This window comes from Bifidobacterium sp. KRGSERBCFTRI (assembly GCF_025908335.1).
The window spans coordinates 2891611-2909760 of the sequence record NZ_CP109653.1; the positions used below are offsets into that span (position 1 = coordinate 2891611).

The following is an 18150-nucleotide window of genomic DNA, read 5'->3' on the forward strand; positions in this document are numbered from 1 at the left end:
CTCCACAGTCCAATTTACGGAAGCTTCCGTAAAACAGACCACAAATCGCACCCACCATGGCACAGCTTACGGAAGCATCCGAAAAACAGACCGCCAGCATCCGAATAGCACGATGGGCCCGAGTTGCCCCGAGCCCATCGTGCTATTCACGCCGAGCGAATCACCGCCGTTGCGTGTTCTGCTGTGTGCCTTGCCTATTGCTTTGCACGCCAACGCTATTCGTGTACTTGTCGACGGGTTGTCCGTAATCGTTGTCCATCGGCAGCTGCTTCTTGTCGGCGTATTGGTTCATCGCATCCTTGAACGCAGGTGCGGCGATGGTGGAACCATCCCAGTAGCCGTGGTAGTTGCCGTTGATGGCAATGTTCTCAATCGGGTGGTTCGTCGGGTCCTGCACGTCGCCGACGAGCACGAAGGTGGCGATCTGGTTCGGAATGAAGCCGCCGGTGGTCACGTACATGTTCTCGTTCGTACCGGTCTTCGCGAAGGTCTTGCGCCCGTTCGCGAGCTGGGCCGCACCTGCCGCGCCGTCGGGCCGTGTCACGCCCTGGTTCATCGTATAGGCCAGCGTCTGAATGATGTCTTTGTCCACCGCCTGGTGGCAGTTGGCCTTCGGCACGTCGAGGTCCTTGCCGTCGGAGTTCGTGACCTTCTTGAGCGCGATCGGCGTGCACTCCACGCCGTTGGCCGCATACGTCGCGTACACGTTGGCCATCGTGAGCGGCGATACCGACGTGGTGCCGCCGATGAGCAGCGCCGGGTGCATCGAGATGTCGGAATAGACGTCCTCCTGTCCGATCTTCGCATTGTGGTAGCCCACGGCCTTGGCGGCGTCCGCCACCGCGCACAGACCGATCTGCGCACCCATCGCGGCCATCGTCGTGTTATGCGAGTGCACCAGGCCGAGGAACGGGCTTTCCGGCGACACCGTGCCATTGGTCAACGCGTTCGTCACGTGCCAGTTGTCGGTGCCGCCCGTGTAGCCGTTGCAGGTGAAGCGGTTCGTGAGGAAGTCGGTCGGTGCGACGAGCATCTCGTTGACCGAGCGTCCCTGCTGCATCCAGGCGACGAGGTTGATCGGCTTCCACGAGGAGCCGATCGGGAAGCCCTGGCCGCCGCCGTCGATCTGATCGACCGCGTAGTTCATCGACGACTTCGTCTGGTCGGTGGCCGCGGCATCGGTCGCGTCGTAGGCGCGGTTGAGCCCGAAGCCGAGCACTTCGCCGGTGCCGGGCTTGACCGAGGCCATCACGATCTCCATGCCGCTGGAATCGTTCGCGGGAATCGTCTTGTTCGCCACGTCCATCAACGCATTGCTCGCGTCGAGGTCGAGCGTGGTGACAATCTGCAGACCACCCTCCTGCAGCAGCCGCTCACGGTCCTTCGCGGTCTTGCCGAACTCCGGCGAGTTCTCGATCCTGTGCACCACGTAATCGCAGAAGAAGCCCGTGTTGTACTTCGCCGCCATGCAACCGCGCGACACTGGCGTGATATGCAGCGTGTCCACCAGCGGGGTCTTCACGGCCTCCTCGTACTCGGCCTGCGTGATGAAATGCTGGTTCTTCATCAGCTCGAGCACGATGTTGCGCTGCTTCTGCGCCTCCTCCCGGTTCTCCGGAATCGACGGATCGTACTTCGACGGGTTCTTTGTGATCATCGCGATCGTCGCCGCCTGCACGATGTTGAGCTTGTCGGCGGTCGTATTGAAATACCGCTCCGCCGCGGCCTGCACGCCATACAGCGAATTCGTGCCGAACTGCGCGATGTTCAGGTAGCCCTGCAGAATCTCCTGTTTCGAATACTTCTTCTCCATCTGCACCGAGATCAGCATCTCGCGCATCTTGCGCGCGATCGTGTCCTCGGTCGCATGGTATTCGGCGATCGGATCGTCCTTCTCGCGCGCCTGCGTGGCGAGCACGTTCTTCACATACTGCTGCGTGAGCGAGGAGCCGCCCTGCTGATCGCCCTTCTTCATATATGTCTGCACGAACGCACGCAGCACGCCCTGCACATCGACGCCCGCATGCTCCCAGAAGCGGCGGTCCTCACGCGCCACCACGGCCTGCATCATCGGCTTGGAGATGTCCTTCAAAGGCACGACCTCACGATTCTGCGCATAGAACTCCGCGATCACGGTCTTGCCGTCGCTCGCGTACATCGTCGACTTCTGCGGCAGATTCGTCACGTCGAAATCGATGCCCTCAACCTGCATCGACGGCGTCACGGCCTTCACAACCTGATTCGCCCCCATCACGGTGGGCAGGAAGAGCACGGCCAACGTCACGCCGCCGCCAAGGCACAGCGTGATGAAGGCAAGTGCGAGCGCAAGTATACGAGCGCCAGTGAGGTTCTTCTTCTTCGGCATGTCTCTATTCTATGGGTCTGGCTCTACCGGAGCGCGAATTTTACAGTATGTTCGAAAAATATACAAACGAATGCCAGCCTGCTTTCAGACGACACTCAGATTGGCATATCGACTGCCCGAAACCGCATGCCTACCGCTGGGAACGGCGGATGAGAGCTCCCGGCTGGTAGATGATTATAGTGCGGCCGTTGCGTGCAATCCAGCCCCGGTTCGCAAAATCCATGAGCGCCTTGTTCACGGTCTCGCGCGAGGAACCGACGAGCTGCGCCATCTCCTCCTGGGTGAGGTCATGCGGCACCTGCAGCCCTTCCTCCACCGGCTTGCCGAAGCGCGAGGCGAGGCTCAGCAGTGTTTTCGCCAAACGGCCGGGCACATCGCTGAACACCAAGTCGGCAATGCGCTCGTTATTGGCGCGCATGCGATTCGCGAGCACCTGCAGCATGTCGACGGCCACGCCCGGGTATTTGCTGAGCCACGCGAACAATGCGTCATGGTCGAGCCACACCACCTGGGTGCCGTCCACCATCGCCACCGCGTTCGCCGTGCGCGGGCCGCCTTGCGGGTCAAACACGGGAATCTCGCCGAGCAGTTCGCCGCGGGTATGTATCGAGAGCAGCTGCACGCGCTTGTCCACAGACTGCCGTGTCAGCTTCACGCGCCCCTCCTGGATCACATACATGCGCTGGTCGGTGTCACCCTCGGTGAAGATGTACTCGCCCTTGTCGTACTCCTCATGGTGCAGGTAAGGCACGAGCTCGCGCGCCTGCTCCTCGGAGACCTGCTTGAACAACGCGGTCTCCAGCAGCGGATTGCGTCGCTCGCGTGCGTCGCCCATGCCGGCCGGTTCGTCAGACATCGCACCGCTTGGCATCCGCTCGGCGGACTGATTCATGCCGTTCCTCCAAAGGTATCTATCGAAAAGCACTGCCGTTCATATTGTATTCCCCACGACACCGAAACGGGAGGCCGTCTCGAGCATGCAATCGACAATCTGCGCGCGCGTGCACGACGTCTGCGAGTTCATCGGGTCGACGCGTTTGCTCGCCGATTTCACTGCCTTGTCCGACATCTTCTCCTTCGACGGGCGCAGCACATGCTGCAAATGCTCGGTGTTCATCGCATATGCCAGCGTGTCGTGGTGCAGCAGGCAACCGGGCCCCTCCCCGCTTGCCGGGAACCGACGTTCCGCCGCGCCGCCTATCTTGCCCGCCGCGCTCGCAATGTCGTTGAGGCCGGCGAAATGCGCGCGCACACCGCATGCGGCGAGCGCCTCCAGCAGCCACATATCGCAGAACTGGTAGCATTGCCGCGCGTCGAGCCCCGCCACCACCGGCTCGGGCACGTAGAGCGAATAGGTGATCGTGTTCTGCGGTTCTATGAACATCGCGCCGCCGCCGGTGTCACGCCGCACCACTTCAATGCCGTGCTCTTTGGCGTATTCCAAGTCCACCTCGTCGGCGATCGACTGGAATTTCCCGCAGACCACCGCGGGCGCCGCCCAATCCCAGATTCTCAGCGTCGCCTGCCGCTCCCCGTTCGCGACCTGCGTGGCCCATAGTTCGTCCACCTGCATCTGCTCGGCGGGCATGCGTGGAATGTCGACGACGGTCTGCGGATTCATCCGCGCCCATCGCCGTTTCGCGTCCTGCAGCCCGATGAGCATGGGCGCAGGTTCGTCCCCAGATTGCGCCCGCTCACCCTGCCGTGTTGCGCGCGCCTCGCGAATACGCTCGAATTCGCGTTCGGCTGTCTGCGCGGATTCGCGCGCACCGCCGCCCACCAGCGCACGCACGACGGCCAATGCGATCGCCTCGCCGTTGGCGCCGATCAGCGTGTCGCCGATCACGCCGCGCAATTCGCCGGACAGCGCCCTGTAGAACGCGAGGTAATCCGCGCTCCCCCAGTGCTCCCAATCATCGGGCAGTTCCGGCAGATGCGCGTCGATTGCGGATTGCGCACGCCCCAACACCGAACCAGCGTTGGCCTCCATGAAGAAATCGCCGTCGATTGTCGCATGCCAACCGCGCACCTCGTCGCCCTGCAAGGTCACCCGCACGAGTTTGCCGCCAGGAATCTTCACTTCGCCGGATCTCATTCGATCTCACCCGCCTTGGTATTCGCAAATATACGCAATGCGGGGCGCAGTCCAGTGGAACCACCCCCCGCAGAATGCAATGCGTCGAAGTCGCCGCTAATCCTGAAGCTCGACACCGCGCGCATCACGGTGGTGCTCGGTGCCGTAGTCCGCGGTGAGAATCTGAATCGCCTCCACAATCGCCCAGATCATCACGGCAATGGCCCCAATGCCGAAGGTCAGCACCGAGATGAGCACCTGTGCCACGCCTTTGCCGGTGTAGCCCAGGTAGAAGTTATGCAGGCCGAAGATGCCGAAGAACAGCGCGAGCGCCGCCGCCACATACTTGTTGCGCGGAAGGTAGGTCGGGTACGCGGCCGGTGGCTGGGCGTAGGTGTAGTTCTGCTGCGCGTAGGCATTCGGGTCCTGGTACTGCCCGTTGTAGCCGCCCTGCGACTGCGTGTACTGCGGCGCGGCGTAATTCTGCGCGGGCTGCGTGTACTGGGGTGCCTGTGCGGCACCTGACACGCCGTTGTTCTGCTGGTCGCCGCCCTGTGGCTGGTAACCGTTCGGATCACTCATATTGTCTCCTTATACGAATGTCACTGTGTATCACCGTGTGTTTGGTACAGCTCAGCATACACGTTCCTCGCATGTGAAGATATCTCCACAGCACAATGCGGCATCAGCGGGCTCTCATTGGTCAATACGCCACCGCCCGCGCAAAAAGACCCACGAGCAGCCATCCTCGTTGGCCAATTTGGCCGCGTGCGCGAGAAATGGCCAATGAGCGCACCTTCCCGGCGGCCTGATTTGCGCGCCCTGCCGATTTCGGCACGCTCACCTGCCCGGGTATGCGAAAAGGCCGACCCGAAGGCAGACCTTTCCGTGAGATTTGTGTTGCGTATAGCCCCGCAACCGGTTTCAGGCCGAAATGGCCGAATTCGACCAGCTCAGTCGACGTAGACCGGGCCGTACTCCGACGGAATGTGCGTCGTGGCGATGTACGGGCCCGAGGTCGGGCGCGCGTAGGTCTGGAAACCGTTGCTGTAGTTGAATGGAGCTTCTTCGTTGCAGTTGCAGCACATAATGTCCTCTTTTCCTGCCGCGCGTTCACGCGGCGCTTCCTATGGCCGAATCGATCGGCTTGACGTTGCCATAGTCTACAGGCGAGCCAAGATGTCGCGGCCCACTTCGTCGGTGGAGCGTTGCCGGCTGCCGTTTTCGGCGATGTCGAGTTCCACGGCGGCGTCGATTTTCGCGGCGGCGTCGTCGAATCCGAGATGACGCAGCAGCATGGCGGCGGAGAGGATCGCGGCGGTCGGGTTCGCGATGCCCTGGCCTGCGATGTCGGGGGCAGAACCGTGGATCGGCTCGAACATGGACGGGTATTCGTTGCTCGCGTTGATGCAGCCGGACGCCGAATAACCCACGCCGCCCACGACCGCGCCCGCCTCGTCAGTGAGAATGTCGCCGAACAGATTGTCGGTGAGAATCACGTCGAAGCGCGACGGATCGGTGACCAGGTAGATCGTGGCCGCGTCGATGTGCGAATAGTCATGCTGGACCTCGGGGTATTCGGCGGCCACCTTGTTCACGATGTTCTGCCACATGTCGCCGGCGTTGACGAGCACGTTCTTCTTGTGCACGAGCGTGACGTGCTTGCGGCGCTTCATCGCCAGCTCGAAGGCGTAGCGCACCACGCGTTCGACGCCGTACGCCGTGTTGATGGAGACCTCGGTGGCCACCTCGTGCTCGGTGCCGCGGCGGATCGCACCGCCGGCACCGCAGTAGAGGCCTTCGGTGCCCTCGCGCACCACCACAAAATCGATCTCGCCCGGGTTCGCCAGCGGCGACTCGACCCCCGGGTACAGCTTCGACGGGCGCAGATTCACATACTGGTCGAGCGCGAACCTCAGCTTGAGCAGCAAGCCGCGTTCGAGAATTCCCGCCTTGATGCGCGGGTCGCCCACCGCACCGAGCAGAATCGCGTCGGTGCTCTTGATGCGTTCGAGATCTTCGTCCGGCAGAATCTCGCCGTCACGCAGATACCGCTCCGCCCCCAGGTCGAACGGTTCGTACTCGAAGGTCGCCACTCCCTCGGTGGCTTTTTCGAGCGCCTGCTGTGCCCACGGGGTCACTTCCTTGCCAATGCCGTCGCCGGGAATGACGGCGATCGTGTACTGCTTTGCGTTTTGAGTCATATGGGCAGACTACCCGCTCGCACTCGCCGCTTTCGCGCGGTTTTCAGTTCTTGGACGTTTCGGCGCGAACGTTTCGCATAGTGAGATTGACGGTGAGATTAGTGGTGAGATTATTCCTGGGATTACTCCGGAGCAGTCGGCGCCGACGCGAACCGGCACCGCTCTTCTCACTCTTCGATGCCCATGGCGGCAAGCACCCACGCGTTCTCGTAGCAGATCTGCTTCCACTGCGCGTAGCGCCCGCTGGTGCCGCCGTGACCGGCCTCGGCCTCGATCTTGATGATCGCGTCCAGACCCGCGGCCTGCAGCCGCGCCACCCATTTGAGCGGCTCCACCACCATCACACGCGAGTCGTTCATCGACGTGGTCACGAAGATCTTCGGGAACGCCGTCACCGGCGTGCCGTCCGGCCACCGCGCGCCGCCCTCGCCCGGCGCCGGCGCGTTCTCGTATGGCGTGTACGTCTTCATGTAGCGGTAGGTCTCCGCATCGTGCAACGGGTCGCCCCACTCATCCCACTCGGTCACCGTGAGCGGCAACGTCGGGTCGAGAATCGTCGTCAGTGCATCCACAAACGGCACATCCGCCTCGATGCCGGCGAATCGTTCCGGCGCCATGTTCGCCACGGCACCCATCAGCAGGCCGCCCGCGGAGCCGCCGTTCGCCACCGTGCGCGCACGGTCGGCGAGCCCGCAGTCCTGTATGGCCGCAGTGACGTCTATGAAATCTTCAAACGTGTGCTTCTTGTTGCGTCTGCGCCCCATCTCGTACCATGCGCGGCCCATTTCGCCGCCGCCGCGCACATGCGGCACCACGTAGAGCACGCCGCGGTCGAGCATGCTCAGTCGCGACACCGAGAACGCCGGGTCCGAACTGATTTCGTAGGCGCCGTAGCCGATCACGAACATCGGCATGCGCCCGCGCACGCAATCGCGTCGCCAGACGAGCGAGACGGGCACCTGCTCGCCGTCGCGCACCTGCACCCAGATGCGTCGCTCCACATAGTCGCGCGCGTCGAAACTCCCCAGCACGTTCGCGCGTTTGAGCAGCACGTCCTCACCGGTGCGCGGGTCGAACTCGCGCAGTTCGCCCGGCCGCGTGTAGCCCGTCACCATGTAGCGCATGCGCGGCGCCTCGTAGCTCGGGTTGCCGGCGGTGCCGATCGAATACAGGCGCGCCGAGGAGCCTTCGAAATCCTTGAGTTGCGGCGGATTCACCGCAGCGTCGTCCGAGGCGCCGTCCCAATCCCCATCGAGCTCAGGCACGTTCACCTCGGCGAATTGCCAGGGGCGGCGCGCGAGGAAGTCCTGTGCGGCCTGCTGTTTCGACATCACCGCGAGCTTGGGCAGTCCGTTCGCGCGGTACGAGAGCGCCACGAAATGCTCGTGCATCGCGATGCCCTCCACCGCGAGCCCGCGCACGCCGCGCAGAATCTGCGGATTCGTGGCATCGTCGTACGGCGTGCCCACCGGCATTGCGGACGCGCCGGCGATCACCTTCTCGCCGTCCTCGCTGCCGTACGGCGAACCCTGCACAATGCGCACGCCATCGCCAATGCGGTAGGGCGGGCGGGCGGCGCTCATGTCGATGACATCGATCTCGAAATTCGGGTTGGCGAGATTGTGGTAGACGATTGCAACCGGCAGATCCTCGCCATGCTCGCCCGCATGTTCGAACACGGCGAAGCTCACGTCGTACTCGACGCCCTCCTGCCGCGGAATGAACGCCTGGAACTCCCCCTCCGGCGTCGCAGTGGGCAGCATGAGCACCTCGGTGGTCGTTTTCGAACCGGTGCCGATCACCAGATTCCGCTCATCGAAGGAGAGCCCTATGCCCACCCAGAATTTCTCGTCGTGTTCCTCGTACACAATCACGTCGCGTTCGACCGGCTCGCCCACCTTGTGCCGGCGAATCGCATATGGGCGCTGCGCGTCGTCGAGCAGCGTGGCGAACACATAGCGGCCATCGGGCGTGAAGCACGCCGCAGCCAGCCCGTCGAGCTCGTCGGGCAACTGTTCGCCGGTGTCGAGGTTGCGAATGCGGAAGTCATACTGTTCGTCGCCGGACGTGTCGACGCCGAACAGCAGCCATGTGCCGTCCTTCGAGATGTCCATGCCGCCGATCTGGAAGAAATCGTGGCCCTCGGCCTCTGTGTTGGCGTCGAGGATCACCTGTTCGCCGGGGATCACGCCCGGCGCATCGTTGGCATTAATCTCGGGCGGCGTCCAATCGTCCTCGCCGCGGATCGGCATGCGGCACTGCACGCCGTACTGCTTGCCCTCCTGCGTGCGTGCGTAGTACCAGTAGCCGTCCAGTCGCGTGGGCACCGACATGTCGGTCTCCTGCACATGCGAGCGGAACTCGTCGAATAGCGTCTTGCGCAGATTGGCCAAGCCGGCCGTGCGCGCGGAGGTGTAGGCGTTCTCGGCGGCCACATACGATTTGAGGTCTGCGGAATCTTTATCTCGCATCCACTCGTAGGGGTCGGTGAAGGTGTCGCCGTGGAACGTGCGCACGGAGGGAACCTGCTTCGCCTCCGGCGGCTTCGGGAAAACATGCATACCAGTCATTAGGCCAAAGATTATACCTGCGCACCCTCCCTTGCGTAAAAAGGGACATCCGCAGACTTCCACCTGTCCCTTTTACGCCCCACTTTCTGCGTAAAAAGAGACATTTACGCGCCCTATCTGTCTCTTTTTACGCAGATTTCTTCTGTTCAATGCGGATTTCTTCCGTTCAGTTGTTTCACTGCGTAAAAAGGGTCGGCTGCCGCAGAGGAGGCTCGGACTCACATGAACTGCCGCAGGTACGGCAACATCGTCTTCATGATGTTCGAACCGGTGGTGCCCGTGAACACCGGCACGTCGGTCACCGGCACAGGCTGCGTGGTGGAGAAGCCCGACATTGTGCCGAATCCGCCGGATTCCTTGGGCGAGAGCTGGCGTATGCCTATGGCGAGCACACGCCCCGGGTAGCGGCGAGCGATCTCGGCGTAGGTGGTCGGGTCTTTCTGCCCGTCGTCGCCGATCAGAATGAACTTCATGTCGGGGAAGTCCTCCATGAGCTGCTCGGCGTATTCGAGCTTGTGCTGCACGCCGGAGGGTACGAAGGTCTTCGGCCGTGGGTCGAGGTCGCGCAACAGCAGCGGACCGTCGGGGAATCCATAATCCTTCAGAAAGTTACGAATCGAATTCTCCACATTCCACGGCGAGGTGGACAGATAGAAGAACGGCGCCCCCGGGAACATGCTCGCGATCTTGTTGTACATGACCGCCATGCCTGGCACCGACGCGCGCTTGTGCGGGCTCAGGAACAGCATGTTGTACACGGCTTTCCACAATGTGGGCACCTGCGTGACCATACAGGTGTCGTCGACGTCGGAGATCACGCCCACCTTCGCCGTGCTCGGTATCGTGAACAGCTCCGCCTCTACCGCCGGACGACGCGTCACCTTGCAGCTGACCATGTGCACGCCCGGCTCGAGCCTGTGCTCGGCGAGCAAGTCGAGGTAGCCTGCCGAATCCGAAACCGAGTAATCCATCGTCACCGACCGTGCGGAATCGACCGGGTTGTAGACCTCCATCGTGCCCACCTGCACGGTTCGCAGCGGCACACCGTCGATGTCGATCTGCACGCATTGGCCGGGCGCGGGCACTTCGAGCATCGCGTGGATGCCGCGCATCGGCTTGTTCGGCTGTCCGTCTGCCGGCGCGAGGATAGTACGGCAAACCAGTCGCGAGTATTCCTCCGTGCCGTAGCCCACGTATGGCTTGACCATGGGGAACCAATGCAGCTGCTTTGCGATGGCCGTGGAGAACCGTATCCACAGGCCGAACGTCCAAGTGATCGCCTTGCGCAGCACTCGCTTGATCGATGAGACGAGTTTCGGATTCCTCCTCAGCCGCGTTCTCCCCGCCGGCGCTTTCGCCGCGGAGAGCGAGCCGAGCGGCACGGCCACGGTCGGCATGTCGTCTGTGGACGTGGCTGCGGACGTCGTGCGCAACGCCACCGCCGGCGCCCGCCATTGCCGTTCCGGGGTCTCGGTTTCCGCCTGCCCGTTCGCAATGCCGGTGATGACGCGCGTCTCGGCGGAGCCTGCATGCTGCGTGTCGTCGAAGTCGGCGTCCGTAGGCCCTTCGCCGGATCTCACCGTGCGACCTTGCGTCGCAACCGTGCTACCGTCGCCGTCCGCGGCGAGGCGTGCGCGCTCGGCCTGTTCGCGTTTCACCTGTGCGAGTGCCGCCTCAAGCAGACGCTTGGTCTTCCTGAGCTCGCGGTCCGACCTGTCCGTATATGCCATGTCTCTAACGCATTTTCCGTTGATTGTTTCGTATATATGCCTGCGATACCCGTATTCTACTGCTGCTGGGCAATGAATTTCGCGTATTCGCCGGCCGACAGCAGATCCGGTTCGTCGTCATCGAGCTCGATTTTGACGATCCACCCCTCGCCGTACGGGTCGTCGTTGATGACCGCACCGTCGTCCTCGGTCTCGCTGTTCACGTAGCGCACCACGCCGGCCACCGGCGAGATCATCGGCTCGACGGCCTTCGCGGATTCAATCTGCACGAGCTCGTCGCCCGCCTCCACGCGCATGCCCACCTCGGGCAGGTCGACGAACACGATGTCGCCCATCTTGTTCGCCGCGAATTCGGTGATGCCGAGCACCGCCGGCGTGACCGATTCGTCCACCCACACGTGGTCATGCGAGTACTGCAGGAAGTCCGGCACGTCGAGATGCGTGCCCTGTTCGTTCTCCTCTGCCATATTCTCTCCTTGTATCGTTCGTGCTGTCCGATTCCGTATTCGGCTGTCCTGTGTTCCGCGCGCTCAGTCCAGTTCGCGCCCGTACCATTCCTCGATCATAACGCGTGCGATCGTCGCCTTGCCGGGCGCTTCGATCTCGCCGGTGACGAGCAGATTCGTGTATTCGTCGCGCGTCACCCATCGTGCGGCGATCGTCTCGTCGCCGTCCACGTGGATGTCGTTGCTCAGCGCCTGCGCCTTGAACCCCATCATCAGCGAGAACGGGAACGGCCAGGGCTGCGAGCCGAGGTATTTCACCTCGCCCACGCGTATGCCGGTCTCCTCCATCGTTTCGCGCCTGCATGCGTGTTCGAGGTTCTCGCCGGTCTCCACGAACCCTGCCGACACGGAGAACAGATTGCTGTGTTTCCACGCGCGGTTGTGCTGCAACAGCAGGCGGTCCTTCGCATCGACCACGGTGCAGATCACCGCCGGTTCGACTCGGGGGAACAGTATGCGGTGGTCGTCCGACTCGCTTGTGCAGCGTTGCGCCCAACCCGACATCGCCGGTTCGGTGGGTGCGCCGCAGTGTGGGCAATGCCGTTGCATGTCGTGCCAGTTGGCGAGCGAGAGCATCGTGACCGCCTGCCCTATCTCACGTGAGCTGGCGTGCGGCGCGAACATGCGCAGGTCGACCCAGTCGAACCGTTCCACCGCCTGCTCGAACATGTTCACGGCGTTGCTGTCTGCAGATTCGCGCGCATCCACGTCGTCGCCGAAGGCCGCGTCGACGGCGTGCCCGGCCGCTGCCGCGCGCTCCTCCACGCGACGCAGCTCCTCGCCCTCCTCCACAGCCGTCAGGTCCAACGCAATGGCATGCTCATCGTGCGCGCCTTTGTAGCGGCCCAGATACATGGCCACCACACCGTTGTTGCCGTGTTCGAGCGCCCGTGCCACATACGAGCCGGGCAAGGTTGCCAAACGCATGCGGGAGGCGGCCAATTGCGCCATGTTGTGCTGCCCGAATGGCACGGCCACCTTGCCCTTGCGGCACAGCAGCACACAGGTGGAGGGCATTTGGAGCACCTGCTCGATGAGCTGCGGGTCCGCTCGCCGTTCCACCTGGTAGTCGATGTCGCCTTGGGCCAAGGGCAGGTAGGGCAATGCCTGCGTCAATGCGAGTGGTGCGAACATCAGGCCTCCCTGGCTGCAATGGCCGCGTCGGCGGCAGCAGGGTCGGCTCCGGCGGCGGCCGGCACCCTCGAAACGAGTTCATGCAATGCGCGGGCCACCGTCTCAGGGCGTTCCCATGCGCTGAAGTGCCCGCAATCCTCTATTTCGGTCATCACCACCGTCGTGTTCACCATGCGTTCGGCGAGGGGTCTCATCACGGCGGGAGCGCTCGACGGGTCCTCCTCGCCGCAGATCACCGCAGCCGGCGCCGTGATCTTCGCGAATTCGTCGTTCAGGTCGGGGCGTGCGGCCGCCATGCGTTCACGCCAGGCGACACCGTCAGGCTGCTGCTCGCGAATCCATTGCGAGAACTGGTCAATGTACGCGGCGGATTTCTTCACGCTCGAATCGCCTTCATGCACGTCCACGAAGAACATCACCGGTTCGGTGGTCTGCCGTTCCACGCATTCCTTCGCAATGGCGATGCGCGAGGCATGCGCCTGATCACTGTCCGCGTCGCCCTTCGTGTCGAGCAACGCGATGCCGGCCACCGCCTGAGGGTGACGGCGTTGAATGCCGAGCACCACATAGCCGCCCATCGACAGGCCGGCCCAGATCGCCTGCGTGTACCCGGCGTCGTTGAGCAGGGCCACGTAGGCGTCAGCGATGCGATCCAAGCCGTCCGGCAACGAGCCGTCCTCGTTCTCACGCCCGCTCTGTGCCGCAGTCGGCACCGGACTCTCGCCCGCACCCGGCATATCCGGCGCCCAGATCGGGTACTGCACGAGCTCATCGGCATCGCTCAGCTCCATGAGCGCCATCGCACAACGCCCCCACATGCGGCTGTCCACCGGGAAGCCATGCACCAGCACCAACGGAATGCCGTTGCCCTCACGAATCACATGGTTTGCAATCACCGGCAATTCCCTTGCATGGTCGTCCGCCATACCCATCTCCCTCACTCGGTTTCATTTCATACTGTCAAACGACTGTTAAGCGTAAACACCCAGAAATCCACCAGTCTGCTCACAGATTCACCCACGCGAGCGCCTGGCGCACAATCGTGCCATGCCCATCGTTCATCTGCTCAATGAACTCGGTAATCTGCGGGCCATGCGGATCCACCCACTCCACGTCGAGCGTCTCATCCTGCGGCTTGCAGTCACCGGCGATCGGCACCACATAGCACAGCGCAATCGCATGCTGGCGCGCGTCGAAGTACGGCGAGACTCCCGGGGTCGGGAAGAACTCGGCCACCGTGAACGGTGTCAACGTCTGCGGCAGCACCGGCAATGCGAGCTCGCCCATGTCCTTCGAAATGTTGCGGGCAATCGCCTCACGCAACGACTCGTGATACAGCACGCGGCCAGCGATCAGCGTGCGCTCCACAATCGACTGGTCGTTCGCCACGCGCAGCAGGGAGCCAATCTGCGTGACGCGGCCGAAATCATCGACGCGCACGGGCACGATCTCCACATACGCAATGGGCATGCGCGAACGCAGATCGGCAATGTCGTCGGCACCGAGCCAGCCGGGAGGGTTGCCCGTGCCACGCGTGATGTCTTCGGGCGTGATGTGGTCGAACTCGCCGCGGGAGCGTCCGGCGTCGAAATCGCCGTCATCGGGCACTTCATCATTCAAGACTCGCATACCCCTATTATGACGCGCGCAAGCAACGAACGCACGCCGGCAGGCAGAATCCGGCACGCCGACATATTTACCTCGTGGCGTATTGCAGGAAACTCACGGAATGAATTGCTAAACATGGGGTTGTACGTGAATAAGGGACGCCAAGAAACGCCCCGACAGACTTTAAGGAGCTAGATATGGCAGTTAAGGAACTCACTTCCGCAGATTTCGAACAGGCAGTGAAGGGCAACGAGATCGCGCTGTTCGATTTCTTCGCAACCTGGTGCGGCCCGTGCAAGGCGTTCAGCCCGATCTTCGACAAGGTGGCGGACGAGAACCCCGACATCTTCTTCGGCAAGATCGACATCGACAAGAACCAGGAACTCGCCAACGCAGCCAACGTGCAGGCCGTCCCCACGCTCATGATCGTGAAGAAGGGCCATGTGATCTACCAGGAGGCCGGCGCACTGCGCGAAGCCGACCTGAACGATCTCATCGGCCAGGCCAAGGCGCTCGACGTCGAGGCTGCGCTCGCAGCGGCCAAGGCCGCAGGCACCGACCAGGACGAGCTGATCGAAGAGCATGACGCCTGATTCGGCAGTCATTCCGCCAAGGCGACACATGCACGACATGTGCCGCCTTTTCATTTGCGCAATGTTCAATCCGCATGCCAGCGCATCGCAGCAATCTCGCAGAAGTATTGTGTTTCTCTATCGGCCGAATGTGAGAACTGGGTGACATATTGCCCTCTGCGTGGAAAAACTGCAACGGTGCGCGTATACTTCTGCCCAGCATGTGTTTGAGACGCCCGGTTTGGCAGCCGCACACAGAAGACGCTCGTTAACGAAGTCGGCGTCTTGGCATCGGCATTATCCGCAGACTTTAGGAGAAGAATGGCACACCATAGCAAGCACAACGCACCTACGCTGCGCTCGTTGAGCAAACGGCAGTGGATTCGCATTTCCACTGCGATGGCGTCGGTGGGTCTTGTAGTGGCCGGAGTAGTCGCAACCCAAAGCATGTATTCGCGTGCCGAGGCGCAGCCAACGCCCAGCGCAACCGCATATTCCATCACCGAGAGCAATCATGCGGCCTCCCGTGGCAACGCCCGCGAGGCCATGGACGGCGACACCTCGTACGTCACCGTCAAGGTGAACGGCAAGTCCCGCGTCGTGCTCGGCCAGGACTTCACCGACGTGAAGTCTGTGCTCGACGCCGGCGACATCACGTTGGAGCCGGGCGATCAGGTGAACCCGTCGCTCACCACGAAGGTGGACGAATCCACCACGATCTCCATCGAACGCCAGGGCGCGAAGATGGAGACCACGGAATCGAAGATCCCATTCAACACGGTGAAGAAAGACGACCCGTCACTGCCGAAGGGCACCGAGAAGGTGCAGACCGAGGGCGAGGAAGGCATTCTCGAAAAGACGAATCTGGTCACCCGCACCGGCGACAAGGTGGTCTCGTCGAACACCTTCGCCACCTGGGTGAAGAAGGCCCCGGTCGAGAAGGTGGTGCTCGTGGGCACAGGGAATCCGCAGCCCGCCGCCACCTCGGCCCCGGCGCAGACCAGCAATAACTCGAATACCAATGCGAACAACTCGTCGCAGCAGGCGGCAGCCTCGAGCATCGGCTCCACCGCGCCTGTGGGCGAGATGCAGCAGTGGGCGCATGACTACCTGCTTGCCAACGGCGGTTCGGAAGGCGACTTCACCGCCACCGTGTACATCATCAGCCGTGAATCCGGCTGGAACGTGAACGCCACGAACCCGAGCTCCGGTGCCTACGGCCTCGCTCAGGCGCTGCCGGGCAGCAAGATGGCCTCGCACGGCGCCGACTGGCAGTCGAACTACCAGACGCAGCTCAAATGGTTCTGGGACTACTGCAAGGGCCGTTACGGCTCCGTGCAGGGCGCCTACAACTTCTGGCAGGCGAACCACTGGTACTAAACCGCAGACCGGTTTCCCGGCACTATTCAGGGTGGTTCATCCAACATGGATGAACCACCCTTTTTGTTGCGGCAACAAAGGCCGCCATTAAATCTCTTATGGGAGACGATAAACGCCTCCACGATTCCCAAGATCCCACTTATTTCCCGGTATTATGGAATGCTCTCCTGTAACAGCCGATTGGCTACAGGTAGCAATTATGGATATGGCTAGGAAAAAGATGGGGGCTCTTAGTGTCACACAACACCTAGAGCCCCATCAAACATACGTATCCAACTAGTAGGCGCCCGTACCGCGGATGACCACCCACACCGTCTTGATCAGAATCGCGATGTCGCCGGTGATCGACCAGTTCTCGATGTACGAGACATCAAGGTACTCGCTTTGCTCCTCGGTGAGGTCGGAGCGCCCGGAGATTTGCCATGGACCGGTGATGCCCGGTTTCACGAGCAGACGGGCCGAATAGAGCGAACCATAGCGCGCCACCTCCTCGGGCAGTGCCGGGCGCGGGCCCACCATGGACATATCGCCTTTGAGCACATTGAGGAACTGCGGGAATTCGTCGAGTGACGTACGTCGGATGAAGCGGCCTACCCGTGTGATGCGTGGATCGTCCTTCATCTTGAAAATGAAGCGATCGGTCTGGCCGGTCTCCTGCATCAGCTTTTTCTTGACTTCCTCGGCGTTCGTCACCATGGAACGGAACTTGTACATCTGGAATCTGCGTCCATGCAAACCGATGCGGGTCTGTTTGAAGAAGATCGGACCACCGTCGTCCAGTTTGATGGCGATGGCCACGCCGAGCATGATTGGCGACGAGATGATGAGCGCTAACGACGACAGCACAATGTCGAAAATGCGCTTCAACAGGAATGTCGTGGCACGGTATTGCGGCAGGCTAGCCAGTAGAATCGGCTGTTCGGTGGTGTTGTGCAGGTACAGCCTATGGCCTGCGACATCGGCCAATGCCACCGATAGCGCAAGCTCCATGCCCAAGGATTCAATGGCCAGTGCAATGCCATGCAGCAGTTTGGAATCACGGTCGAGCACATCGGCCACGAAAACCTCCTGCACGCCGATCTGCTGCAGTTTGCGAGGGAAGTTGGAGTTCAACGGCACCGTCTGCACAGCGTATTTCTCGGCGATGCCCTCTTCCGGCACAAAATCGGTCATAATGTAGGCATCGTCACGATCCGGCACTTTCTCAATGGGGCATATGGCGACGGCGCGATACCCCCAATTCCTGTTGGCATCGAAGAGTTTGAGCACGCTATTAATGCCTGCGGAGGAACCGATAATCACCGTATTGTACTTGTATTCACCCTCTTCGCGCTTCCTATGGAGCATCAGGCGAAGGAAGAGCCTGCCGAAAAGTGCCAACACCATGCCGAAGATTGGTGCGACAAGAAGAATGGTGCGAGGGTAATCCAAATGCAGCATGAACACGATGAAGCAGAACACCACAATGGTGGCTATCGTGGCGTTGAGCACCTCCACATAGAGCTCATATCCCTCTGCCATGATGTGCCTGTGGTACGTACCGCGCCACACCAAACAGGTGAGCCACACAATGCAGTACAGCACAATGAACGCCCAGACCGGCATGTACCGCTCAATCGTGGTGTATGCCTCGCGATTGACCAACAGTACGCCCACCACGGCGATCAGCATCGAGATGACATCAACCACCGCAATGGTAAATATGAAGAGGAAGCGCCAGCGAGGCGCGTTGCACAGGTGATTGGCTCTTTTCTTGCCGGATTCCTCAAACGAGGTGTTGTAGAACGTGATCGGCTCATACGGCAACTGCTGGCGCGTCGATTCTTTCGACTCAGCACGGTGATTCTGCTCATGGCCTGTGACTATACGTATTTCCTGCGTTTGCATTGAGGAGCCTGCAGTCCACCGAGATGTATCACGCACCGTATTCCCTTCCGCTCCTCCGCCAAGCAAAGCCTTATCTAGTATATTCAGTCAATAGGACACTATTTATACCGAATAACTCGC

Annotated in this window: 15 protein-coding genes; 2 read left to right on the forward strand and 13 right to left on the reverse strand. The window is 61.6% G+C overall.

Going from position 1 to position 18150, the window contains the following annotated elements; all coding sequences use genetic code 11:
• Positions 1 to 160 precede the first annotated feature (160 nt).
• From OGI63_RS12340 to OGI63_RS12395, 12 genes are all read right to left on the reverse strand, one after another.
• On the reverse strand, positions 161 to 2365 hold the full coding sequence (locus OGI63_RS12340; protein ID WP_004218291.1) for a transglycosylase domain-containing protein: 2205 nt from the start codon (positions 2363 to 2365) through the stop codon (positions 161 to 163).
• 130 nt (positions 2366 to 2495) lie between these two features.
• Positions 2496 to 3200 (reverse strand): Crp/Fnr family transcriptional regulator, encoded by a 705-nt coding sequence (locus OGI63_RS12345; protein WP_089194270.1) that lies wholly within the window; start codon positions 3198 to 3200, stop codon positions 2496 to 2498.
• 96 nt (positions 3201 to 3296) lie between these two features.
• The gene (locus OGI63_RS12350; protein WP_004218293.1) at positions 3297 to 4460 is read right to left on the reverse strand and encodes a biotin/lipoate A/B protein ligase family protein; all 1164 of its coding nucleotides are present in this window, start codon (positions 4458 to 4460) and stop codon (positions 3297 to 3299) included.
• 96 nt (positions 4461 to 4556) lie between these two features.
• Complete coding sequence (locus OGI63_RS12355) at positions 4557 to 5021, reverse strand: TM2 domain-containing protein (RefSeq protein WP_004218294.1); 465 nt, start codon at positions 5019 to 5021, stop codon at positions 4557 to 4559.
• Positions 5022 to 5392: 371 nt separating this feature from the next.
• The gene (locus OGI63_RS12360; RefSeq protein ID WP_004218296.1) at positions 5393 to 5527 is read right to left on the reverse strand and encodes a hypothetical protein; all 135 of its coding nucleotides are present in this window, start codon (positions 5525 to 5527) and stop codon (positions 5393 to 5395) included.
• Between the two features lie 75 nt (positions 5528 to 5602).
• On the reverse strand, positions 5603 to 6643 hold the full coding sequence (locus tag OGI63_RS12365; protein ID WP_004218298.1) for a 3-isopropylmalate dehydrogenase: 1041 nt from the start codon (positions 6641 to 6643) through the stop codon (positions 5603 to 5605).
• A gap of 167 nt (positions 6644 to 6810) precedes the next feature.
• On the reverse strand, positions 6811 to 9204 hold the full coding sequence (locus OGI63_RS12370; protein WP_004218300.1) for a S9 family peptidase: 2394 nt from the start codon (positions 9202 to 9204) through the stop codon (positions 6811 to 6813).
• Positions 9205 to 9431: 227 nt separating this feature from the next.
• Positions 9432 to 10943 carry an App1 family protein gene (locus OGI63_RS12375; RefSeq protein WP_004218301.1) on the reverse strand — a complete coding sequence of 504 codons (1512 nt, stop codon included), beginning with the start codon at positions 10941 to 10943 and terminating at the stop codon, positions 9432 to 9434.
• A 56-nt stretch (positions 10944 to 10999) separates the two neighbouring features.
• Positions 11000 to 11410 (reverse strand): glycine cleavage system protein GcvH, encoded by a 411-nt coding sequence (gene gcvH, locus OGI63_RS12380; RefSeq protein ID WP_004218302.1) that lies wholly within the window; start codon positions 11408 to 11410, stop codon positions 11000 to 11002.
• A gap of 63 nt (positions 11411 to 11473) precedes the next feature.
• Positions 11474 to 12583, reverse strand: coding sequence for an NAD(+) diphosphatase (gene nudC / locus OGI63_RS12385; RefSeq protein ID WP_004218303.1), 1110 nt, complete (start codon positions 12581 to 12583; stop codon positions 11474 to 11476).
• A complete protein-coding gene (locus OGI63_RS12390) occupies positions 12583 to 13509 on the reverse strand; it encodes an alpha/beta fold hydrolase (protein WP_004218304.1) in 927 nt (308 codons plus the stop codon). The genes nudC and OGI63_RS12390 overlap by 1 nt, the downstream gene beginning before the upstream one ends.
• A 79-nt stretch (positions 13510 to 13588) precedes the next feature.
• Complete coding sequence (locus tag OGI63_RS12395; protein ID WP_014483189.1) at positions 13589 to 14212, reverse strand: NUDIX hydrolase family protein; 624 nt, start codon at positions 14210 to 14212, stop codon at positions 13589 to 13591.
• A 176-nt stretch (positions 14213 to 14388) separates the two neighbouring features.
• On the opposite strand from OGI63_RS12395, the gene trxA reads away from it, so the two are divergent.
• The gene (trxA, locus tag OGI63_RS12400) at positions 14389 to 14784 is read left to right on the forward strand and encodes a thioredoxin (protein ID WP_004218306.1); all 396 of its coding nucleotides are present in this window, start codon (positions 14389 to 14391) and stop codon (positions 14782 to 14784) included.
• Positions 14785 to 15084: 300 nt separating this feature from the next.
• On the forward strand, positions 15085 to 16143 hold the full coding sequence (locus OGI63_RS12405; protein ID WP_004218307.1) for a G5 domain-containing protein: 1059 nt from the start codon (positions 15085 to 15087) through the stop codon (positions 16141 to 16143).
• 276 nt (positions 16144 to 16419) lie between these two features.
• Here the strand turns inward: OGI63_RS12405 and OGI63_RS12410 are convergent, their stop codons facing one another.
• Positions 16420 to 18030 (reverse strand): sugar transferase, encoded by a 1611-nt coding sequence (locus tag OGI63_RS12410; protein ID WP_004218308.1) that lies wholly within the window; start codon positions 18028 to 18030, stop codon positions 16420 to 16422.
• Positions 18031 to 18150 lie beyond the last annotated feature (120 nt).